Here is a 22,721-nt window from a genome sequence, read left to right as displayed (position 1 = left end):
GTCTGACAGCATCTCAGCATCCTCCGATAAAGGGGAAAGAGAATACTATCTGAAATCAAGCCCCTGATCCTGCCTTTTCGCTTCTTGGCGCGCCGGCGTCAGTTTATGTCCGTTACCCCACTACGCGCAAATTCGATAGCTCGTTCGCAATCTCCTTGAAATTGTCGGACAGCGTCGCGCCGGTTGCATTCCAGAAAAGCTTGGCGGGCTTGCTGGGATCGGCGGGATCCTTGCGGAAGCGGGAGTCGGATGAGCAGGTCTTCAGGGCGTCCATCGCCTGCTTGTCGCCGGCGTCGGTCGCGGACATGTCGAGCGCAACCGTCATCACCATGATGTTGGCCGCCTTGGCGTGGTCGCAGAGCTTGGCCATCTGCTCGTTGAGCGCGTTGGTGTAGTTGCCCGAGGAATAGTTGAACTGGCCGATGTCGCTGGAGGTGCCGCCGAACAGGCGGGTGACCGAGGTGCCTATGTAGCCGACGCCGGTATAGCCGTAGGCCGCATAGGTCGATTTGTTGCCGGCCGGATCGGAGTTCACCGTCGAATAGGTGTTCTCGCCGTCGGTAAGCACGATGACGACCTTGTCGTTGCCGCGTTCCGTCTCCGGCCGCCCTTCGGTGAACGGCGCGCTGCTGGAAACGGTGCGCCAGCCCCAGGCCATGCCTTCCGGCACGTTGGTGTTGCCGTTGGGCTGCATCAGGTCGACAGCCGCCTTGATGGCGGCCAGCCCGTCCGCGGTGGTGACGTCGGTGAGCGGCGTGACCGGCGTCGTGGTGCAGCTATAGTTGGGACCGGCGCCCGTAGCCAGCACCGGCGCATTGATCGGCCGCGGCATGAAATATTTGGCCATGTTGGATTGGCGCGTCTTGCCGGTGGTGCTCGACGGATCGTCGTTCCACCAGCTGTTGGCAGCGCGGTAGGTCACCGGGTTCGGCTCGTCGGGATCTTGCGTCACCTTCCAGTGGTTGCCGGGTTCGTCGGGCGCGAACATCGGCACGAACATTGTCGCCGGGTCGCCGACGCCGATGCCGGTGTTGTTCGGCCCCCCGGACGCAGGCGTATCGTCGACATTGTAAGGGTAGGGACGCACCTCGACGCAGCCCTGCCAGCTCGCGAACGGGCCGTAGGTGTCGTTGTAGTCGTATTCGTTGTGGCTTCGCTTGCAGGTGTTGTTGGACCGGTATTCGTCGCAGACGACGCGCTTGCTGCCGACGATGCGCTCGTGGCTGGTGACCACCTTCATGTCGCGATAGAGCGAAAAGCGGGTCAGTGCCTGGCCTTCCTCGGTCCCCCAGCCGGTGCCGTTCTTGTACCAGATGCCGTTGATCTTCTGGGCGTGCTTGTCGGCGGCGTTGAGCGTCGACCAGTCGAAATTCTCGTTGGCGACCGGCGACAGCCCGTAGACATCCATCCAGGAGGCGTTGTCGTTATCGGGCCCGACATTGACCGAAGCCGCGAAGGGCACCAGGCTGAACTGGACCGGCTTGTCGATCTGCTTGATCTGCGCCGCCTGCTGCGCAAGTGTGTCGACCAACTGCTTGGCGGCCTGTTTGAGCAGGTCGATGCGCTTCTGCCCCGTGCCGGATCCTTTCGTCGACATCGAGCCCGAATTGTCGAGCACCATCGCCACTTCCAGTGTGTTCTTCAAGCGCACCTGTGACTTCATCTCGATCTCAACGGGCTTTTTCGCGTCGACTTCGTCGACGCCGACGAGCATTGCCGAAGCCGGATAGAAATAGGGATGGTAGGTAAGAGTGGCGCTCATTGTCAGCAAGCCGCCGCCGGCCTGGCTGGTGGGTAGGGTGATGTTGAGCGCTACGTCCGCGGGGTCGATGGTGTTGAGGTTGGCGTTGAAGAAGTCGACGGCATAGGCCTTGATCTGGTCGTCGGTGGCGCCTTCCGCCAACCGCCTTGCGGCGGCAAAATTCGCCGCATCGAGCGCGTTGAGCACCATCTGTTTCTGACGGTTGAGTTCGGTGAAGTCGACCGCGATTGCGAGGGCGCCCATCAGCGGCACCATGGCGATCGCCGTCATCAGGGCATAGTTGCCGCGCCGGTCGCGGCAAAAGCGAAGCCAGAATTCGCGCATCTTCAGCAAGCGGTTGCTCTTTCGGATCAACTGACGATGCGCAGGTTCGACAATTCGTTGCCGATCGCCTTGAAGTCGTCAGAAAGCGTGGCGCCGGTCGAGTTCCAGAATAGCTTCGCCGGCTTGCTCGGGTCGGCAGGGTCTCTGCGGAAGCGGGAGTCGGAAGCGCAAGCCTTTAGCGCAGCCATGGCCTTCTTCTCGTCCGCCTTGGTGTCAACCAAATCGAGCGAGACCGTCATCACCATGATCCCAGCCGCCTTGGCATTGGCGCATAGCGTCTGCATCTGTTCGTCAAGCGCGGCGGTGTAGTTGCCGTCCGTATAGGTGGTCTTAGGCACCGCGGTGCTCGTATTCATGAACAGGCGCGTGGCGCTTGCCAGTGCGGAATTGACTTTGCCTGTATAGCCATAGGCCGCATAGGTGGAACGGTTGTTGGCGTAACTGGCGTCGCTGATCGCGCTGTAGGTATTGGCGCCGTCGGTCAGCACGATTACGACCTTGTCGTTGCCCTTTTCGTTGTTTGGCCGACCTTCGGTGAAGGGCTCGTTGCTTGAGACTGTCCGCCAGCCCCAGGCGAGCCCCTCGGGTACGTTCGTATTGCCAGTTGGCGCCATAGCATTGATGGCGTCAGTCAGTTGCTGCTTCTGCGCACTCACCGTGACGTCCTTGAGGGGCGTGATTGGACTGGTGGTGCAGGCTGCGTTCGGGCCGTCACCGGCACCGGCCGAAGTCGAACCGTAAGGCTTCACCAGAAAGTACTTCCGCATGTCCGATTGCCGCTGAACCGCGGTTGGGTTTAATGAATAAGGCCAGTCTGCCCACCAATTGTTCTCGTAGCCGTAGCTCAAGCTGTTGACATCATTCGTGCCGTCGCGGTTGAAGTCGCGCCACAGCGTGCCGGGCTCGTCCGGAGCGAACATGGGCACAAAGAGCGTCGCAGGATTGGACGTGGTCGGCGTCGTGTCGTCGTCGTTGTAGGGATAAGGCCTCGCTTCGACGCACCCCTGCCAACTCGCATAGCGGCTGGTAGTGTAGACATATTGCGGGTCAGTCCAATGTCCGTCGGTGCATTTGCCCTTTTTGTTGTACGCGTCGCAGATGTACTGCTTTGAGTTCGGCACCTCTTCGCGACCCGATTCCACGGTCATGTCGGCATAAAGGCTGAAGCGGGTCAGGGGCTCACCCTTGGTATCGCCCCAACCGTCACCGCGTTTGTACCAGGCGCCATTGACCTTCTCGGCGTACTTGTTCGGATCGTTGGCGGCGCTCATCGTCGTCCAGTCGAAGTTCTCGTGCTGGATCGGGGAGATACCATCTTGATCCATCCAGTTGTCGCCGTCATGCGTCGGCCCGACATTGACCGAGGCAGAGAACGGAACCAGCGAGAACTGCACTGGCTTGGAGATCTGCTTCATCTGCTGGGCCTGCAGCGCCAGCGTGTCGACCAACTGCTTGGCGGCGGCTTTCAGCAGGTCAATACGCTTCTGCCCGGTTCCCGAGCCCAGGGTCGACATCGATCCGGAATTATCCAGCACGAGCGCCACTTCCAGCGTGTTCTTAAGTCGGATTTCCGACCTCGCCGAAACATTGACTACGTGGTCGCCCGCAGTCCCGCCGAGCAGCATCGCCGCCGCCGGCAGGAAATAGGGGTGATATTTCAGGGACGCCTCCAGGACCAGGGTGCCGCCGCCGGCATTGTTGTTGGGCAGCGTGACGGTCAGCGTCGTGTTGGCCGGAGACACGTGCCTGAGATTGGCCTCGAAGAACTGCTTGGCGTAGGCCCTCGCGTCCGCGTCGCTCGCTCCGCTGACGATCTGTTGCGCTGTCGCGACCCCAGCAGCATCTAGGGCGTTGAGCGTCTCCTGCTTCTCTCTAACCAGTTCCGTAAAATCGACGGCCAGTGCCACGGCACCCATCAGCGGCACCATCGTGATGACTGTCAACAGGGCGTAGTTGCCCCGCTTGTCGCCTATAAATCTGCCGATCATTGCGCTCAGCCCCCGCAAAAGACCCATACCGGTATACGACCATGGTCCTAGTTCGGTGCTACCATGGTCATAGATCCTTAAATTTCAGCTTGCCCGAAACGTTCAAGCACGCACCGCCATTTTGACGGCGTGTTAACCCTGCGCTTCCGAACGGGCGTGGTCGCGGCTCGTCCCGGCGGCGATGGCGAAAGCTGGTGACAGGATGGAGCGCTTCGGTTATGCGGGACCGGCCGTGGCGGCCTCCGAACCAAAAGGATGGCTGTCGCGGCTTTGCCTAGACCAGTCTCAGGATAACGGCATGGCGGACTCGCCAAACATCATCGCTTCGCTCACCGATCTGACGGAAAACTACGCGGCCATCCTGTGCGACGTGTGGGGCGTGGTGCACAATGGCGAATGGCACTTCCCCGTCGCCGCGGAGGCGCTTGCCCGGGCGCGCGCGGCAAAAGTGCCGGTGGTGCTGATCACCAATTCGCCGCGGCGCAGCGCCGACGTCGTTGCGCAGATGCATGCGATCGGCGTTCCGGCTGAAGCCTACGACCGTGTCGTCACCTCGGGCGACGTCACGCGCGACTTGATCGCCGAGGGTCCGAGGAAGATCTTCCACATCGGGCCCGAGCGCGACTTCACCCTCTATGACGGCTTGGACGTCGAACTCGTGGAGGAATTCGAAGCCTCCGGCGTCGTCTGCACCGGGTTCTATGACGACGAGGTGGAGAAGCCCGCCGAATACGCGGAACTGCTGCAGCGGCTGCGTGCCCGCAACCTGCCCTTCATCTGCGCCAACCCCGACATCCTGGTCGAGCGCGGCGAGCGCACCATCTGGTGTGCCGGCGCGCTGGCGCGCGACTACGCGCAGCTTGGCGGCCGCACGCTGATCGCCGGCAAGCCTTTCGCGCCGATCTACAACCTCGCCATGAAGGAGGTCGCCGGGCTGCTCGGCCACGCGGCCGAGCGCAAACAGGTTCTCGCCATCGGCGATGGCATGATGACCGACGTCAAGGGTGCCGCCGACAACGGGTTCGACGTGCTCTATGTCTCGGGCGGGATTCATGCGCGCGACTATGGCGACCCGCTGCGGCCGGATCCCGAAAGGCTGGCGGGATTCCTCACGACGCACGGTTATCGCCCGGTCGCCGTCATCCCGCGGCTGCAATAGGCGGGAAGCCGGACCATGACGGGCGCCCCGACATCACGCAGGTCGACATGACGCACGATTTCCAACGCATTTCGGCGGTCACGCCGTTGCCCGGGCATCTGCGCGGCGGCGTCGTGGCGATCGGCAATTTCGACGGCGTCCACCGCGGCCATCTGTCGGTGCTGGAACGGGCGCTGGCCGAAGCCGGCCGCCGCCGCGTGCCGGCCCTGGTGCTCACCTTCGAGCCGCACCCGCGCAAGGTGTTCAGGCCGGACGTGCCGCTCTTCGTGCTGACGCCGCCGCCGATGAAGGCGCGGCTCCTGGCCAGGCTCGGCTTTGCCGCCCTCGTCGAGCAGCCGTTCACGCGCGACTTCGCCTCGCTCTCGGCCGAGGCATTCGTGACCGATGTGCTGGAAATCAGGCTGGGCGTCAGCCATGCCGTCACCGGTTTCGACTTCCACTTCGGCAAGGACCGCCAGGGCGGCCCGGCTTTCCTGATGGCGGCCGGCGAACGCCACGGCTTCGGCGTCACGCTGGTCGACGCCTTCCGCGACGAAGGTGCCGAGGTCGTCTCGTCCAGCCGCATCCGCGCCCTGCTTTGCGAAGGCAAGGTCGGGGAAGCAGCCGGCCTGCTCGGCTATCGCTTCACCGTCGAGAGCGAGGTGATCGCCGGCCAGCAGCTCGGCCGCACGCTTGGCTTTCCGACCGCCAATATGAAGCTTTCGCCGGAAGCCACTCTGAAGGAAGGCATTTACGCCGTCCGCTTGCGCCGCGCCGATGGCACGCTCCATAACGGCGTCGCCAGCTTCGGCCGCCGGCCGACCGTCGACGATAATGGCGTGCCGCTGCTCGAAACCTATGTCTTCGATTTCTCCGGCGATCTCTATGGCGAGATCTGCCAGGTGTCGTTCTTCGGCTATCTGCGCCCCGAGCTCAAATTCGATGGGCTCGATGCGCTGGTCGCGCAGATGAAGCGCGACGAGGCCGAGGCGAGGGCGCTGCTCGCAGGTGTGCGTCCGCTATCGGAGCTGGACGCCGCCATCTGTTTCTGAGGTCTGGAAGGCGCGGTGGCGAAGAGAAGCGTCAAAGCGCCTGCGTCCGGCTAGCAGATTGCAAACCTTGGCGATTGGCGAAACGCCCTCTCATGTCGTCATCCCAGGGTCTTCGCGACGGAGCTTCGCTCCTGCTTCGCCCTGGGATGACCATGTTGGGCAGGCTTCGGCCGATCGCGAAGGTCGAGTTCCCTACCGCTTGAGCGCCAGCCCGGTGGCAATGAAGCTCCAGCCTTGGAAGACCAGGTCGACGGCCAGGAACATGCCGAGCACCCACAGGCTGTTGACCGGCCAGCCCATGGCGATGATCAGGCCAAGCAGGATGGTGATGATCGCGGCTGCCAGCAGCCATCCCCAGCCTTGCTGCGGCCGATGGTTCCAGGCGACCCAGGCCCTCAGCAGCCCGGAAGCAATGAGGGCGACGGCGAGCAGAAACGTCAGCACTGCCGAGGCGAGCAGCGGGTTGTAGAAGGCGAAAAAGCCGGCGACGGCATAGAGCAGGCCGCTGAGCAACCAGTAGAAGAAGCGCCCCCAGGTCTTGACGCCGAAAGCATGGATGATCTCGATGACGCCCGCCATCAGCATCAGCCAGCCGACGACATAGACCGAAGCGACGGTGGCGATGAAGAGATTGCCGAAGGCTATGCCGCCGAAAATCAGCAGCAGCACGCCGAGCGCCACGAACCATCCCCATTTGTCGCGCGTGCGTCCGATCGCGTCTTCCAGGGTATTGCCTTGCAAGCTCATGGCTTCGTCTCCCTGCAGAGTTCTCCGCGCATCCTGCGGTTGAACGAAGGTAATCCCGATGTGATCACCCGTCCAGCGCGGTGCCTATTGCCAAGATGCAACGAAGCTGGTGTCATTTGACTTTGCGCAATGGAGGTACGGCGATGAAGCGATCCTATGGGCTCGCCCTGTTTTCCTCGGCTCTCGCCTTGTCCACTGTCGCTTCGCCTCCCGCCTTCGCGGCGCAGCCCGGCGATCCGCCGGACGGCATCGCCAAGATAGAGACGGTGGTCGTCATCTTCGCCGAGAACCGCGCCTTCGATAATCTCTATGGCCATTTTCCGGGTGCGGAGGGCATCGACAAGGCGAGCAAGGAAAGCTTGCAGCAGCGCGACCGTGACGGCTCGGTCCTGTCAGAGCTGCCGCCGGTCTGGGACGGGCTGACCGCCAAGGGCGTCACGCCGCCGGTGACGCAGGCAATGACCGAGCACCTTCCGAACGAACCGTTCACGGTGAACGACCCAAAAGGGTTCAACGTGCCGCTCAGCGTCGTGACGCATGATCTGTGGCATCGCTTTTACCAGAACCAGATGCAGATCAACGGTGGCAAGAACGACATGTTCGTCGCCTGGGCCGATTCAGGCGCCATGCCGATGAGCAACTGGGACGCCTCCAAGACCGATATGTGGGCCATTGCGCAAAAATACGTGCTCGCTGACCATTTCTTCATGGGCGGCTTCGGCGGCTCCTTCTTCAATCACCAGTGGCTGATCTGCGCCTGCGCGCCGTACTACGCGAATGCCGACAAGAGCCCGGCCAAGCCGTCGATCGCGGTGACGGACGCTAGCGGCACAGCGCTGAAGATCGCCGACAATTCGCCGAAATCGGCGCGCGACGGGATCCCGAAATTCGTCTCCGACGGCAACCTGACGCCGGATTTCTACGCGGTGAACACCATGCAGCCGCCATACCAGCCGAGCGGCAACGATCCGGCGCCCGGCGGCGATCGGCTGCTCGCGGATCCTACCAAGCCCACCACGCTGCCGCCGCAGACGGAACCGACCATCGGCGACATGCTCAGCCTCAAGCACATAAACTGGGCGTGGTATTCCGGAGCCTGGCAGTACACGCTCGACCACGGCAACAAAACACCGATCCCGAACTTCCAATATCATCATCAGCCGTTCAACTATTACGCCAATTACGCTCCGGGCACCGAGGCCAGGCGCGAACATCTGCGCGACGCCGGGTTGGCTGGCGCGAGCTTCATCCAGGCCATCGACGACGGCGCCCTGCCGCAGGTCTCTTTCTATAAGCCGCAGGGCAATCTCAACGAGCACTCCGGCTATGCCGACATCCAGGCCGGCGACCGCCATATCGCCGACGTCGTGGCTCATCTGGAAAAGAGCCCGCAATGGCCGCACATGCTGGTCGTCGTCACCTATGATGAGAACGGCGGCATCTGGGATCACGTCGCACCGCCAAAGGGCGACCGCTGGGGACCGGGCACGCGCATTCCCGCGATCATCATTTCGCCTTTCGCCAAGCGCGGCTATGTCGATCATACCCCTTATGACACGACGTCGATCCTGCGCTTCATCACCGAGCGTTTCGAATTGCCGGTCCTGCACGGCATCGTGGTTCGCGACAAGGCCGTAGCCGCGCATGGCGAGCCGCCGCTCGGCGATCTTACCGGCGGGCTTGACCTGAATTGAGGGCGCGTTTTCGGAGGACCAACATGGACGCCGACCGGATCGTCGCGCTGGTCACGGCTGCCGGCATCGAGCTCACCGACCGGCGCCGCAACGCCAAAGGTGATGGTTGGTCGCTTAGATTCTCCAGCGGCGCCACCGTTGAGGTGGGTGACGACGGATCGGCACGCGTCGCGGGGAAGGGCTCGAAGGCCGTGGCCAAGCTGCTGGACATGTCGCACGCGCCGCGCGGCAGCTGAGCCGGGCGGCCGATCTCCATGCTGGCGGTCCGCGCCGTCTCTGTTACGGATCTTAAGTCAAAATTTACCGCACTGACGCCATGCCTTCTGCGCTGCCCGGTGTTCCTGCCGGCCTGTTTCGCGTAAGGGTTGACGATGCGTATTGTCGGGACGATTCCGCTGGTTCTCGCCTCTGGCCTGATGGCCGTCACCTCTGCCCAGGCCGGCGAGGGGAGCTGGATTTCCGGCGACTGGTACCTGACGCTCGGCGCCACCGGTCTCGTTGCCCCGAATTTCGAGGGCGGCAAGAAATATATGCTGAGCGCCCAGCCCATCATCTCGCTCGGCAAGGCAGGGCCGGAGGCGCGTTTCACCTCGCGCAACGACAACATCTCGCTGGCGCTGATCGACGACGGCAGCGTGCGCGCCGGCTTGACCGGCAAGTTCCTGTTCTCGCGTTCCAGCAAGGACGAATTGCAAGGCCTTGATCCGGTGCGCTGGGGCGGCGAGGTCGGCGGCTTCTTCGAATTCTATCCGCTGGATTGGGTGCGGGCCCGGGCGGAGCTCAGACACGGCATCCGCGCCCACAACGGTTTCGTCGCCGACATCGCGGCGGACGCCTTCTACGACGTCACCCCGACCGTCCGCATATCCGGCGGCCCCCGTGTCTCCTTCGCCTCGGCCGGGTATTTCGACGCCTATTACGGCGTCAACGCCACGGAAGCGGCGGCCTCGGGCCTCAGCGAATACCATCCCGGCGGCGGACTGAAGTCGACCGGGCTCGGCGGTGCGATCACCTGGAAAGTGACCGAGCCGATGACGGCCAGCGTCTTCACCGAATATTCGCGCCTGATGGGGCCGGCGGCCGATTCCAGTCTGGTCAAGGAGCGCGGCGACCGCGATCAGTGGACCGTTGGCGTGTCGACCACCTACCGTTTCAATTTCTCGATGTAAGTCAAAATACCGGCGCTTTGGCTTGAAATCCGCGCTTTATTCCTGCCGCGGCATCCGCTAAAAGCCACGCCATGACGAGCTTTTCGCGCCTTTTTGCGATCGCGATACGAATTACGGGCCCGGTGTTCCGGGTGGCCTGAGCGCCGCCGGAGCCGCCGGGACTTTTGCGCGCGGCCCCCTCGCGCTTTTTCCAGATCATGATAGTTCAACGCCCGAGCTATTTTGCCAACGGGCAATGCACATGGCAGACCAATGACCGACACCCCCGTGACCGATACTGCTGAAACCATCGACTATTCCAAAACGCTTTACCTGCCGCAGACCAATTTCCCGATGCGCGCCGGCCTGCCCGAGAAGGAGCCCGGCCTGGTCAGGCGCTGGCAGGACATGGAGCTTTACCGCAAGCTGCGCGATGAAGCCGCCGGTCGAGAGAAATTCGTGCTGCATGACGGCCCGCCCTACGCCAATGGCAACATCCATATCGGCCACGCCCTCAACAAGATCCTTAAGGACGTCATCAACCGCTCCTTCCAGATGCGCGGCTACGACGCCAATTACGTGCCGGGCTGGGACTGCCACGGCCTGCCGATCGAGTGGAAGATCGAGGAACAGTACCGGGCCAAGGGCAAGAACAAGGACGAGGTGCCGGTCAACGAGTTCCGAAGGGAATGCCGCGACTTCGCCGCCCACTGGATCAAGGTGCAGGGCGACGAGTTCCAGCGGCTCGGCGTCATCGGCGATTTCGACAATCCCTATACGACCATGGCCTATCACGCCGAGGCGCGGATCGCCGGCGAGCTTTTGAAATTCGCCATGTCCGGCCAGCTCTATCGCGGCTCGAAGCCGGTGATGTGGAGCGTGGTCGAGCGCACCGCGCTCGCCGAGGCCGAGGTCGAATACCAGGACTATGAGAGCGACACGATCTGGGCGAAGTTCCCGGTGGCGAGCCTTGCCCGGCCGGTCGACGCCGCCGATGCCGCGCCGGCGCTGAATGGGACGGCACTCGACCTGCTGGAGGCGCATGTCGTCATCTGGACAACGACGCCCTGGACGCTGCCCGGCAATCGCGCTGTCAGCTTTTCGCCGCGCGTCGCCTATGGCCTCTACGAAGTGACCGCGGCCGAGAACAGCTTCGGGCCGCAGCCCGGCGAGAAGCTGATCTTCGCCGACGCGCTGGCGGAGGACGCCGCTTCCAAAGCCAAGGTCACCTTGAACCGGCTTCACAACGTCTCCCCTGAACAGCTTGCAAGTCTTACGCTTTCGCATCCTTTCAGAGGACTGGGCGGCGGCTACGAGTTCCCCGTGCCGATGATCGCCGGCGAGCACGTCACCGACGATGCCGGCACCGGCTTCGTGCACACCGCGCCCAGCCACGGCCGCGAGGACTTCGATGCCTGGATGGATGCGGTGGCCGAACTCATCAAGCGCGGCGTCGACACCTCGATCCCGTTCCCGGTCGACGATGCCGGCTTCTTCACCAAGGATGCGCCGGGCTTCGGCCCGGACCGCGAGGGCGGCCCCGCGCGCGTCATCGACGACAACGGCAAGAAGGGCAACGCGAACCAGGCGGTGATCGAGGAACTGATCAAGCGCAACGCGCTGTTCGCGCGCGGCCGGCTGAAGCACAGCTATCCGCATTCCTGGCGCTCGAAGAAGCCCGTCATCTTCCGCAACACGCCGCAATGGTTCGTCTATATGGACAAGGACCTCGGCGACGGCACGACGCTGCGCAGCCGCGCGCTGCAGGCGATCGACGACACGCGCTTCGTGCCGGCGGCCGGCCAGAACCGCATCCGCGCCATGATCGAGGAGCGCCCCGACTGGGTGCTGTCGCGCCAGCGTGCCTGGGGCGTGCCGATCGCCGTCTTCGCCGATGCCGACGGCAATGTGCTGAAGGACGAGGCGGTCAACCAGCGCATCATGGACGCCTTCGAGCAGGAGGGCGCCGACGCATGGTTCGCGCCGGGCGCCAAGGAGCGCTTCCTCGGCAACCACGACGCCTCGAAATGGCACCAGGTGACGGACATCCTCGACGTCTGGTTCGATTCCGGCTCGACGCATGTCTTCACGCTGGAGGATCGGCCCGACCTCAAATGGCCGGCCGACGTCTATCTCGAAGGCTCCGACCAGCATCGCGGCTGGTTCCACTCCTCGCTGCTCGAAAGCTGCGGGACGAGGGGCAGGGCGCCTTACGAGACGGTCATCACCCATGGCTTCACCATGGACGAGGAAGGCCGCAAGATGTCGAAGTCGCTCGGCAACACGGTCGTGCCGCAGGACGTGATAAAACAGTCCGGCGCCGATATCCTGCGGCTCTGGGTGGTGACGACCGACTACTGGGAAGACCAGCGGCTCGGCAAGAACGTGCTGCAGACCAATATCGACGCCTACCGCAAGCTGAGGAACACCATTCGCTGGATGCTGGGCACGCTCGCCCATGACGATGGCGAGGACGTGCCGCTGGACAAGATGCCGGAGCTGGAGCGGCTGATGCTGCACCGGCTGTCCGAACTCGACGAGGCGGTGCGCCAGGGCTACGACGCCTTCGAGTTCAAGCGCATCACCCGCGCGCTGCTCGACTTCATGGTGGTGGAGCTTTCGGCCTTCTATTTCGACATACGCAAGGACGCGCTCTACTGCGACGCGCCGTCCAGCTTGCGCCGCAAGGCGGCAGTGCAGGTCGTGCGCCATCTCTTCGAATGCCTGGTGAAGTGGCTGGCACCGATGCTGCCTTTCACGATGGAAGAGGCCTGGCTCGACCGTCACCCCGAAGCCGCCTCGGTGCATCTCGACCAGTTCCCGGCCATTCCGGATAACTGGAGGAACGAGGCGCTGGCCGAGAAATGGCGCAAGGTCCGGCAGGTGCGCCGCGTCGTCACCGGCGCGCTTGAGATCGCGCGCGCCGATAAACTGATCGGCTCCTCGCTGGAAGCCGTGCCGGTGGTCACCATCGACGATGCGGCGCTGGAAGCAGCCATCGCCGATGTCGACATGGCCGAGATGGCGATCACCAGCGATCTGGTCATCAGCCATGGCAAGGCGCCGCAAGGCGCTTTCACGCTGGATGACGTCAAGGGCGTCGCGGTCGTCGTCGAGAAGGCCCAGGATCGCGGTCTGGTCAAATGCGCGCGCTCCTGGCGCTACACGGCCGATGTCGGGCAGGATCCGGAATTTCACGATGTCTCGGCCCGCGATGCTGCCGTGCTGCGTGAACTGAGGGCGCTCGGGCGTTTGTAGGTGCATGTCGCCCAAGAGTGCGCAGCGGTTTTGGGCTAACGATATGCACCCATGAAATAAGTGCAAAAGTGCCACGCCGGGCGGCGCAAATTCGCCCGCGCGTTGCCCTTGACAAGTGGTTGAGGTAAACACGCGAGACTCCGGCAGACAAATTGTCGCCGGATTTCCATCGCAAACGCGGGGAAGAAGGGGACCGCGCCCCTGTGGCCGGTGGCGACCGAAAGGCTTTAAAGTGGGACTTTTTGGCATGACCGAAAGAACGTTTGCGCGCGCCGCGCTGCTGGCGCCGCTTGTGGCATCGGCCATGGCCATGTCGGGCTGCGTCGGCTCTCCGACCTACGGAACCGACAAGACCGCCGCCGAGCAACTCGCCGACGACGTTTCGGGCGCCGTCGCGATCACGCCGAAGCGCCGCGATCCTATCGACTATAAGCCGCGCCCGGACCTGGTGAAGCCCGCGCCGGGACAGAAGGAAACTCTGCCGCCACCGCAGGAAAGCATCCAGACGGCGAGCGCCGACTGGCCCGAATCGCCCGAGGCGCGCCGCGCCCGCATTCGCGCCGACGCGACCGCCCACCAGAACGACCCGAACTACCAGCCGGAAGCGGTCGAGGACGTTCAGACCGACCCGGTGGCGGTGAAGAAGGCTTTGGCCGATTCTGCATCCAGCCATCCGCCGCGCTGGTCGCCGGACGATTCCAGCGCGACCCGAACCGCCGAGATCCAGCGCCGCCTCGCGGAGCAGAAGCAGGGCAATCCCAATGTCCGCAAGTATTTGAGCGAGCCGCCGCTTGCCTATCGTCAGGCCGCCGACACCGCGCCGCAAAACGAGCTCGGCGAGGACGAGTACAAGAAGGAGCGCCGGCTCAAGGCGCAGGCGGAAGGCAAGAAGGGCGGCGGCTGGTTTGACTGGCTGGGGCTGTAAGTAGCGAATAGCGAATAGCGAATAGCGAATAGCGAATAGCGAATAGCGAATAGGTCTCTGTTGCTCACTACTCACGACCTGCTTCTTTGCTACTCACTGCTTGCGTCAATTATTCACCATTCACTGCCATTCCGCCTCTCGCGAAAGAACTCCTTCAGGATGAGGGCCGCTTCGCTTTCGCCCAAGCCGGAATAGACGTCCGGCGCGTGGTGGCAGGTGGGCGAGGCGAAGAAGCGCACGCCGTTGACCACCGCGCCGCCCTTCTCGTCGGCCGCGCCGAAATAGAGCCGGCGGAGTCTCGCGAACGAAATGGCGCCGGCGCACATGGCGCAGGGCTCGAGCGTCACATAGAGATCGTGACCGGTAAGCCGCTCGCTGGCGAGTTGCCGGCAGGCTTCGCGGATCGCCAGCATTTCGGCATGCGCAGTCGGATCGGCCAGCTCGCGCGTGCGGTTGCCGGCCTTGGCTACGACAATGTTGCCGTTGGCGATCACCGCGCCGACCGGCACTTCGCCCCGGCTTGCGGCCGCTTCGGCTTCCTTGAGCGCCAAAGCCATGAAATCCGGCCGCTTCACGCGCTTTGCATTCCGATTACTCCTCGCCACCCGACGGTGATCCTGTTATCTAGCGCGTGACCCTGAAAACCGGAATCGGTTTTTGCCGCGCTGCTGCATGCGCAAATCAAGATGACACTGCCTGCATAACGCGTCCGACCGGGCGCGTACGCCGCGGCAGTCCAAGAAGAGCAAGATCCATATGGACGACGACAAGAAATCATCACGCAAAGGGCCGGGCAAAGGCGGATCGAAACCGACGCCGCGCGGCGACAAGCCGTTCCGCCAGGGAGCGCGTTCGCAGGGCAAGCCCTTCGAGAAGCGCGGTGGCGCGCGCAAGCCTTACACGCAGCGTGACGACAGGCCGATGGCCGCCGATGGCGAGCGCCCCGCGCGCGATTTCAAGCGCAGCTACAAGCCGCGCGCCGTCGAGGGCGCGGAACGCGGAGAACGACCGTTCCGCAAAGGACCGCGCCCCGAGGGAAAGCCGTTCGAAAAACGCGATGGCGCCCGCAAGCCCTATACGCCACGTGGCGATCGGCCAGCGGCCGCGGAAGGCGAGCGCCGCGATTTCAAACGCAGCTACAAGCCTCGTGACGGGGGCGAAGGTGGAGAGCGTGGCGAACGACCGCTCCGCAAAGGTCCGCCGCGCGACGGCAAACCCTTCGACAAGCGCGAAGGCCGCAAGCCCTACACGCCGCGCGGCGACCGGCCGATGGCCGCCGAAGGCGAACGCGCCGAACGGCGCTTCGATCGCCCCAAGCGCGAGTTCGGCGATCGGCCCAAGCGGGATTTCGGCGGTTGGCCCAAGCGCGACTTGGCCGACCGGCCGCAGCGCGAAGACGGAGGCGACTTCGCGCAGCGCCCGAAGCGGGATTTCGCCGATCGAGCGCCGCGCGACAGCGCCGCGAGAAAGCCGGAAGGCGGCTTCAAGCCGCGCCCGCGGCCCTCAGAAGCAGCGCCGGAGGCCGGCGAGCGCATCGCCAAGCGGCTGGCGCGCGCCGGCATCGCCTCGCGCCGCGACGCCGAGGAACTCATCGCCGCCGGCCGCGTCAAGGTCAACGGCAAGGTGCTGTCGTCGCCGGCCTTCAACGTCATGCCCGACGACGTCATCCATCTCGACGGCACGGAGATCCCGCCGATCGAGCGCACAAGGCTGTTCCTGTTCCACAAGCCGGCAGGCGTGGTCACCACCAACCGCGATCCGGAAGGCCGCAAGACCGTCTTCGACGTGCTGCCGGCCGATCTGCCGCGGCTGATGACCGTCGGCCGCCTCGACATCAACACCGAAGGGCTGCTGCTGCTGACCAATGACGGCGGGCTGTCGCGGGTGCTCGAACTGCCGGCCACCGGCTGGCTGCGGCGCTATCGCGTGCGCGTCCACGGCAAGGTCGAGGAGAGCAAGCTCACCGCCCTGCGTGACGGCATTGCCGTCGACGGCGTGTTCTACGGCTCGGTCGAGGCCTCGCTCGACCGCGAGCAGGGCAGCAATGCCTGGCTGACGATCGGCCTGCGCGAGGGCAAGAACCGCGAGGTCAAGAACATCCTCGGCGCGTTGGGGCTGGAGGTGACGCGGCTGATCCGCATCTCCTACGGGCCGTTCCAGCTCAACGAGCTGCCCGAGGGCCACGTGCTGGAAATAAAGGGCCGCACGCTGCGCGAGCAGCTCGGCGAGCGGCTGGTTGAAGAGTCCGGCGCCAATTTCGACGCCGAGATCCAAAAACCGTTCTCCAACAAGCCGGTGCGACGCAGCGAGCCGCGCCGCGATGAGGACGAGCGGCCGAAATTCACGCGCGAGGGCGACCGCCGGCCGATCGGCGAGGGCGGGCTGATCAAGGCCCGCAAGCGCCGTGAGGGCAGCCGCGACGAGGCGCTGAGCAAGCTTTCGACGAAGCCCGAGCGAGCCTTCGGCGAACGCGGTCCCCAGTCTCGCTTCGACAAGTCTGGCTTCGACAAATCCGAGCGCGGCTTCGGCAAGTCCGAGCGCGGCTTCGGCGGCAAGGCCGGCAAGAAAGGCGAACCGCGGCCGATCGAACCGCCCGGCCAGCGCAAGGCCAATGTCTGGATGGCGCCGGGCGCGCGTCCCATCGGCAAGGGCAGGGCGGAGGCCGACGCCGCGAAGGCCGCGGAAGCGAAGGCGCGGAAGGCGTCGTTCAGGCCGGGCGGCAAGGGCACGCCGTTCGGCAAGCCAAGAGACGATCGGCCGGAGGGAAGCGGCGGCGACAGGCCGCGCGGTCCGAAGGGGCCGAGGGGTGGCAATGCGGATCGTCGGCGGTGAGTTTCGCGGGCGTCCGCTGGCGACGCCGCGTTCCAATGCCATCCGTCCGACCACCGATCGCACCCGCGAGGCGGTGTTCAACGTGCTTGCGCATCGCTATGCCGAAAAGCTCGAAGGCGGCCGTGTGCTCGATCTCTTCGCCGGCACCGGCGCGCTCGGGCTGGAGGCGCTGTCGCGCGGCGCCCCCTATTGCGTCTTCATCGAGGAATCGGCGGAAGGGCGCGGGCTGATCCGCGACAATGTCGAGGCCTTCGGGCTCACCGGGCGGACCAAAATCTTCCGCCGCGACGCGACCCATTTGGGCGAAGCCGGCACGCTGTCGCCCTTCGGCCTGGTCTTTGCCGACCCGCCCTATGGCAAGGGCCTCGGCGAGCGCGCGCTGCGCTCGGCAAAAGCCGGCGGCTGGCTCCTGCCCGGCGCGCTCTGCGTGGTCGAGGAGGCGGCGTCCGCGCCGTTCGAACCGGGCGCCGGTTTTTCCGTGGTGGACGAGCGCGGCTATGGCGACACGGTGATCCGGTTTGTCGAGGTGGGGTGAGGGGCACGTCCCTTCTCCCGCAAGGGAAAAGGAAATGACGCACGCGCCTCGAAAATGACGAACAAATCACTTTGCCTCGCCATGGAACCTTTTCTATCGTCGCGCGACCGAAACCGGAGCATTTGATGACATTGAACACCAGAGGCCTGCGCGCAGCATTCCTTGCCGGCGCGCTGGCGTTCGCGGCGCAGGCTCCGGCACGCGCCGCCGACGAAGCCGCGGTCAAGGATTTCCTGCTCGAGAACGGCCTGGAAGTCGTCGTCATTCCGGACCATCGCGCCCCGATCGTCACTCATATGGTATGGTACAAGATCGGCAGCGCCGACGAGCCGCCCGGCAAATCCGGCATCGCGCATTTCTTTGAGCATCTGATGTTCAAGGCTACGAGCAACCACGCAGCCGGCGAGTTCGACCGCGCCGTGGCCGACATCGGCGGCTCGAACAACGCCTTCACCTCCTACGACTACACCGCCTTCCATGAGACGGTGCCGCCTTCGGCGCTCGAGGAGATGATGGGGTTCGAGGCCGACCGCATGCGCAACCTCGTCCTCACCGACGATGTCATCAAGACCGAGCGCGACGTTATCCTGGAAGAGCGCCGCTCGCGCATCGACAACGATCCGCAGGCAGTGCTGGACGAGGAGGTCGACGCGACGCTCTGGCAGAACCAGCCCTACCGCATTCCGGTGATCGGCTGGATGCAGGAGATGGAGCAATTGAACCGCGAGGATGCCAAGGCGTTCTACGACACCTTCTACCGGCCGAACAACGCCGTGGTGATCGTCGCCGGCGACGTCGATCCGGACGCGGTGAAGGCAATGGCCGAAAGGACTTACGGAAAGGTGGCGCGCGGGCCGGACCTGCGGCCGCGCATCCGCCCGGTCGAGCCGGAGCAGAACACCAAGCGCACCGTGACGCTGACCGATGCGCGCGTCTCGGTGCCGAGCTTTTCCACGCAATGGGTGGTGCCGTCCTATCACACCGCCAAGCCCGGCGAGGCGGAGGCGCTCGATCTCCTGGCCGAAATCCTGGGCGGCGACAACCGCAGCCGCCTCTACCAGCAGCTGGTGGTGAAGCAGGGCATCGCCTCCGGGACCGGCGCGTTCTTTCAGGGCACCATGCTCGACGCCACCAACTTCACCGTCTATGGCTCGCCGCGCGGCGACGCCAAGCTTTCCGATGTCGAAGCGGCGGTCGATGCCGAGGTCGCGCGCATTGCCAAGGACGGCGTGACCGGTGACGAGCTGGAGCGGGCCAAGACCCGCTATGTCCGTTCGATGGTCTTTGCTCGCGACAAGCAGGACGACATGGCCAATATGTACGGCTCGACGCTCGCCACCGGCGGCAACGTGAAGGATGTCGAGGAATGGCCCGACCGCATCCGCAAGGTCACTGCCGCAGAGGTCAAGGCCGCGGCCGCCCGCTACCTGGTGCTCGACCGCTCGACGACCGGCTATCTCCTGCCGCAACAACAGGCGGGGAATTGATGATGAGCATGGAACGTGGACGAATGGGCGCTTCTTCCCTTCTCCCCTTGTGGGGTCCGAGGGACGGGGCGAGACCCGTGGCTCGCCCCCGGGCGGTGGACGCGAAGCGGCCGGATGAGGGGCGCCCCAGCTGGGCGATATGCTCCTCCGTCTCGGCGCTGTGCGCCGATCCACCTTCTCCCACAAAGGGAGAAGGTGGGGTCTACCGTATCGTCGCAACCCTCTGCTTTGCCCTATTCTTCCTGCTCTTGCCGGCGCTGGCCGCCCACGCGGAGATGAACATCCAGGAGGTGAAGTCGAAGAAAGGCATCACCGCCTGGCTGGTGGAAGACCATTCGATCCCGCTGGTTGCCATCCGCTTCGTCTTCGACGGCGGCACCGCGCAGGACCCTGCCGGCAAGGAAGGTCTGGTCAATCTGATGAGCGGCCTGTTCGACGAGGGCGCCGGCGACCTCGACAGCGAGGCCTTCCAGTCGAAGCTGGACGACGCCGGCGCCGAGATGAGTTTTCAGGCTGCACGCGACGGCCTTTATGGCTCGATGCGCATGCTGTCCGATCAAAAGGACGAGGCGTTCGGCCTGCTGAAGCTGGCGGTGAACAGCCCGCGCTTCGACCAGGCGCCGATCGACCGCATCCGCGCCCAGATGCTTTCGGGCATTCTCGCCAATGAGCGCGACCCCAACACGATCGCCCAGCAGCGCTGGCTGCGCGCGATCTATGGCAAGCATCCCTATGCGCGGCCGGATGAGGGGACGAAGGAGAGCCTGGCCACCATAACGGCCGCCGACCTCAAGACCTTTCGCAAAGCGAGTTTCGCGCGCGCCGGCCTGCATGTGGCGGTGGTGGGCGACATCGACGCCGCCACGCTCTCCGGCAAGCTGGACGAGGTGTTCGGCGACCTGCCGCAGACGCAGACGCTGGCCCAGGTGGCGGACGTGTCGCTGAAGCTCGGCCAGCAGCTGGAAGTGAACTACGATCTGCCGCAGACCTCGCTGCAGCTTGCCTGGCCCGGCGTCAAACGGAGCGATCCCGATTTTTACGCGGCCGTGCTGATGAACGAGATCCTCGGCGGCTCGACTTTCACGTCGCGGCTTTACGAGGAGGTGCGCGAGAAGCGCGGCCTTGCCTATAGCGTCAGCTCCGATCTCGTCGATCACGAGCATTCCAACGCGCTGCTGGTCACGACGGCGACGCGTTCCGACCGCGCCGCCGAGACGCTCGCCATTGTGCGTCAGGTGGTGAAGGAGATGGCCGAGAACGGCCCGACCGAGGAGGAGCTCGCGGCGACCAAGAAATACATGATCGGCGCCTACGCCATCAACAATCTCGACTCCTCCAGTTCCATTGCCGCGACGCTGGTCGAGCTGCAGCTCGACGATCTCGGCATCGACTACATCAGGCGCCGCGCCGCGCTGATCAATGCGGTGACGCTTGCAGACGTCAAGGCGGCGGCAAGGAAGCTTCTGTCGGCCGACCCGGCGATAATGGTGATCGGACCGCCGCTGGTGCAGGTGGCGGGAGCCCGCAAGGGATGAGCCCGACCTTCGCGGTTGCCTTCGGCGGCGGCGGCGCGCGGGGGCTGGCGCATATCCACGCCATCGAGGCGTTGGACGAGCTCGGGATAAAACCGGTTGCGATCGCCGGCTCCTCGATCGGCGCCATCATGGGCGCCGGCATGGCCGCCGGCATGCGAGGGGCGGAGATCCACGAGTACAGCCGCTTGATCCTCGGCAGCCGCGCTGAGGTGGCCGCGCGCATGTGGCGCTCGCGGCCCGGCACGATCGCGGAAGCCATGCAGGGCGGCATCCGCGTCGGCCAGTTCAATATCGAGCGCATCCTGAAGGCCTTCCTGCCTGACGCCATTCCGGCGACCTTCGAAGAGCTGAAGATTCCGCTCAAGGTGACGGCGACCGACTATTTCGGCCACAAGCTCGCGGTGTTCTCGCAGGGCGATTTGCAATCGGCGCTGGCGGCCTCGGCCGCCATTCCGGCGGTGTTCCGCCCGGTGATGCGCGACGACCGATTGCTGATCGATGGCGGCATCTACAACCCGGTGCCCTTCGACCTGGTCGAGAAGGATGCCGACATCATCATCGCCATCGACGTGGTCGGGGCGCCGAGCGACGTCGAACGCAAGCATCCGACCACGGTCGACCTCATGTATGGCGCCACGCAGCTGATGATGCAGTCGATCATCGCCAACAAGCTGCGGCAGCACCCGCCGAATATTCTTATCCGTCCGGCCGTCTCGAAATACCGCGTGCTCGATTTCCTGAAGATCGAGACGCTGATGGCCGACACCGTCGAGATCAAGGACGAGCTGAAACGCGCCGTCGAGAAGGCGGTCGCCGAGCGCGGCGGCAAGCTAGGCAAGGCCGTGTGAGAGGTGGGACAGGCCTGATCCGCTACGTGGAAGGACCGAGTTCTATTTGCCTGTGCGATGCAGTTTATCCATGTCTGCGTACAAGTACGCATTTTGTCATTAACTCTTCTTCGAATTCGACATTGACGCGCGCTGCGGTAGAGTTAATAATATCCTAATATATAGGGTAGCGCGAATAATCTCCCGACCGGCAACAACGAGTTTCGGCGCTACTGGGGTAGGGGAAAAGCAACGCGGCGATCATCGCCGTCGTAGCCATCACCATCGAGCCACCACCTGTCTGTGAACCGCCTTGGGCTGGCCGTTCACGGCCGGACCGTCGGGTTGCGCCTGGTTGCATGGCACTCTGATCCTTTCCTCTCCCCGTCAGACTGGGCGCCGATTCGTCGGCATGGGGTAGTCAGCCGTCTCGGACGGCCAACGAGCAGGCGCGGAGCGCGTCTGCCAGGGGGATGAAAGATGGCCACTCAGGTTGCCGACGCAGGCGGGACGACCGTTTCCTTCTCTAACACGCCGCAAGCTAAGGATGACGCTTTCATCTTCGCTGAAGATTCGACCGGCATTCTGATTCTGAATGTACTGGCCAATGACCTGGGAGGCGCGGCCAAGCAGCTCTATTCCGTCGACAACTCAATCAGTCTTTCGACAGCTACGAAAATACCTGCGCCGTCGGACTTGCTGGTGCGCGACACCACATATTCCAGTTCCAACGACAGCGCTGGACTTGCCGGAACCACCGACACGAGTTTGCTCGGAGCGCGCATCTGGATCGCTAGCGATGGCACAATTCACTACAACACTGCGGATATCAACACGCTGTTGCAGTCGCTTGCTCAGGGACAGGTGCTTACCGACAAACTGACTTACGCCATTCAGCTCGGCAACGGCACGCTGAGCTGGGCCACGACCACTATTCAATTCACCGGCACCAACGACAAGCCGGTGATTGGCGCCGCCACGCTGGTCGGCGCCGTCATCGAGGACGCCCATACGCCCACCGAGACCGCGACCGGCACCATCGCTTTCAGCGATGTCGACCTTACTGACGTGCACCTGGTATCGGCGGCGTTTAAGGGCACAGACTATAGTGGCCAGCTCGGTTCGCTTGCCGCGGTCAAGACGACCGACACCACCGGGACCGGCTCGGGCGGCCTGATCACCTGGACGTTCATAGCGGCTGATTCGGCCCTCGACAAGCTTGCGGCCGGCCAGGTCGTGCACGAGACCTATACTGTCACGCTCGACGACCAGCATGGGGGCGTCATCACCCGCGATGTCGTCATTACCATCACCGGCACCAATGACGATCCGACGATCACGGTTGCCGGCACCGATGCGGCGGGTTCGGTGACGGAGGATGCGGCCGCTCCGACGCTGTCGGACAGCGGCACCATCGCCTTCAACGATGTCGACCTGATCGACGTGCACACGACCAGTGTGGCGCCGGA

Annotated in this window: 18 protein-coding genes; 13 read left to right on the top strand and 5 right to left on the bottom strand. The window is 64.2% G+C overall.

Annotated elements, in window-relative coordinates; genetic code table 11:
* Positions 1-112: 112 nt before the first annotated feature.
* Both P9230_RS18265 and P9230_RS18260 read right to left on the bottom strand, forming a co-directional pair.
* A complete protein-coding gene (locus P9230_RS18265; RefSeq protein WP_278120498.1) occupies positions 113-2,086 on the bottom strand; it encodes a pilus assembly protein TadG-related protein in 1,974 nt (657 codons plus the stop codon).
* A gap of 26 nt (positions 2,087-2,112) precedes the next feature.
* The gene (locus P9230_RS18260) at positions 2,113-4,074 is read right to left on the bottom strand and encodes a pilus assembly protein (RefSeq protein ID WP_278120258.1); all 1,962 of its coding nucleotides are present in this window, start codon (positions 4,072-4,074) and stop codon (positions 2,113-2,115) included.
* A 298-nt stretch (positions 4,075-4,372) separates the two neighbouring features.
* On the opposite strand from P9230_RS18260, the gene P9230_RS18255 reads away from it, so the two are divergent.
* Positions 4,373-5,233, top strand: coding sequence for a TIGR01459 family HAD-type hydrolase (locus P9230_RS18255; RefSeq protein ID WP_095801161.1), 861 nt, complete (start codon positions 4,373-4,375; stop codon positions 5,231-5,233).
* 47 nt (positions 5,234-5,280) lie between these two features.
* A complete protein-coding gene (locus tag P9230_RS18250) occupies positions 5,281-6,264 on the top strand; it encodes a bifunctional riboflavin kinase/FAD synthetase (RefSeq protein ID WP_278120255.1) in 984 nt (327 codons plus the stop codon).
* Positions 6,265-6,456: 192 nt separating this feature from the next.
* Here the strand turns inward: P9230_RS18250 and P9230_RS18245 are convergent, their stop codons facing one another.
* Positions 6,457-7,011 carry an HdeD family acid-resistance protein gene (locus P9230_RS18245; protein WP_066996639.1) on the bottom strand — a complete coding sequence of 185 codons (555 nt, stop codon included), beginning with the start codon at positions 7,009-7,011 and terminating at the stop codon, positions 6,457-6,459.
* A 143-nt stretch (positions 7,012-7,154) separates the two neighbouring features.
* Here P9230_RS18245 and P9230_RS18240 point away from each other — a divergent pair, with 143 nt between their 5' ends.
* The 3 genes from P9230_RS18240 (at position 7,155) to P9230_RS18230 (ending at position 9,874) form a co-directional block, all read left to right on the top strand.
* Positions 7,155-8,705, top strand: a complete 1,551-nt coding sequence (locus P9230_RS18240; protein ID WP_278120253.1) for an acid phosphatase — start codon at positions 7,155-7,157, stop codon at positions 8,703-8,705.
* 23 nt (positions 8,706-8,728) lie between these two features.
* Positions 8,729-8,941 carry a hypothetical protein gene (locus P9230_RS18235; protein WP_278120251.1) on the top strand — a complete coding sequence of 71 codons (213 nt, stop codon included), beginning with the start codon at positions 8,729-8,731 and terminating at the stop codon, positions 8,939-8,941.
* Between the two features lie 135 nt (positions 8,942-9,076).
* A complete protein-coding gene (locus P9230_RS18230; RefSeq protein ID WP_095778378.1) occupies positions 9,077-9,874 on the top strand; it encodes a MipA/OmpV family protein in 798 nt (265 codons plus the stop codon).
* Position 9,875: 1 nt separating this feature from the next.
* Here the strand turns inward: P9230_RS18230 and P9230_RS18225 are convergent, their stop codons facing one another.
* Positions 9,876-10,073 (bottom strand): hypothetical protein, encoded by a 198-nt coding sequence (locus tag P9230_RS18225; RefSeq protein ID WP_067325119.1) that lies wholly within the window; start codon positions 10,071-10,073, stop codon positions 9,876-9,878.
* A 53-nt stretch (positions 10,074-10,126) separates the two neighbouring features.
* On the opposite strand from P9230_RS18225, the gene ileS reads away from it, so the two are divergent.
* Positions 10,127-13,111, top strand: coding sequence for an isoleucine--tRNA ligase (ileS, locus tag P9230_RS18220; protein ID WP_278120249.1), 2,985 nt, complete (start codon positions 10,127-10,129; stop codon positions 13,109-13,111).
* A 247-nt stretch (positions 13,112-13,358) separates the two neighbouring features.
* Entirely contained in the window at positions 13,359-14,036 is a 678-nt protein-coding gene (locus P9230_RS18215; protein ID WP_082980518.1) for a hypothetical protein, read from the top strand.
* 113 nt (positions 14,037-14,149) lie between these two features.
* Here the strand turns inward: P9230_RS18215 and P9230_RS18210 are convergent, their stop codons facing one another.
* Positions 14,150-14,611, bottom strand: coding sequence for a nucleoside deaminase (locus tag P9230_RS18210; RefSeq protein ID WP_066996659.1), 462 nt, complete (start codon positions 14,609-14,611; stop codon positions 14,150-14,152).
* A 181-nt stretch (positions 14,612-14,792) separates the two neighbouring features.
* On the opposite strand from P9230_RS18210, the gene P9230_RS18205 reads away from it, so the two are divergent.
* From P9230_RS18205 to P9230_RS18180, 6 genes are all read left to right on the top strand, one after another.
* On the top strand, positions 14,793-16,868 hold the full coding sequence (locus P9230_RS18205) for a pseudouridine synthase (RefSeq protein ID WP_278120247.1): 2,076 nt from the start codon (positions 14,793-14,795) through the stop codon (positions 16,866-16,868).
* Positions 16,849-17,403, top strand: coding sequence for a 16S rRNA (guanine(966)-N(2))-methyltransferase RsmD (gene rsmD, locus P9230_RS18200; RefSeq protein WP_067325125.1), 555 nt, complete (start codon positions 16,849-16,851; stop codon positions 17,401-17,403). The genes P9230_RS18205 and rsmD overlap by 20 nt, the downstream gene beginning before the upstream one ends.
* A 125-nt stretch (positions 17,404-17,528) precedes the next feature.
* Positions 17,529-18,890, top strand: coding sequence for a pitrilysin family protein (locus P9230_RS18195; protein WP_066996668.1), 1,362 nt, complete (start codon positions 17,529-17,531; stop codon positions 18,888-18,890).
* Between the two features lie 209 nt (positions 18,891-19,099).
* Positions 19,100-20,425, top strand: coding sequence for a pitrilysin family protein (locus P9230_RS18190; RefSeq protein WP_278056268.1), 1,326 nt, complete (start codon positions 19,100-19,102; stop codon positions 20,423-20,425).
* A complete protein-coding gene (locus tag P9230_RS18185; protein WP_127215101.1) occupies positions 20,422-21,273 on the top strand; it encodes a patatin-like phospholipase family protein in 852 nt (283 codons plus the stop codon). The genes P9230_RS18190 and P9230_RS18185 overlap by 4 nt, the downstream gene beginning before the upstream one ends.
* A gap of 459 nt (positions 21,274-21,732) precedes the next feature.
* A partial coding sequence (locus tag P9230_RS18180) for a VCBS domain-containing protein (RefSeq protein WP_278120245.1) occupies positions 21,733-22,721 on the top strand: 989 nt, incomplete at its 3' end.

The organism is Mesorhizobium sp. WSM4887 (assembly GCF_029625865.1).
Classification (GTDB): Bacteria; Pseudomonadota; Alphaproteobacteria; order Rhizobiales; family Rhizobiaceae; genus Mesorhizobium.
Note: the sequence above shows the minus strand (reverse complement) of the source record. Positions and strands in the feature narration are given on the sequence as shown.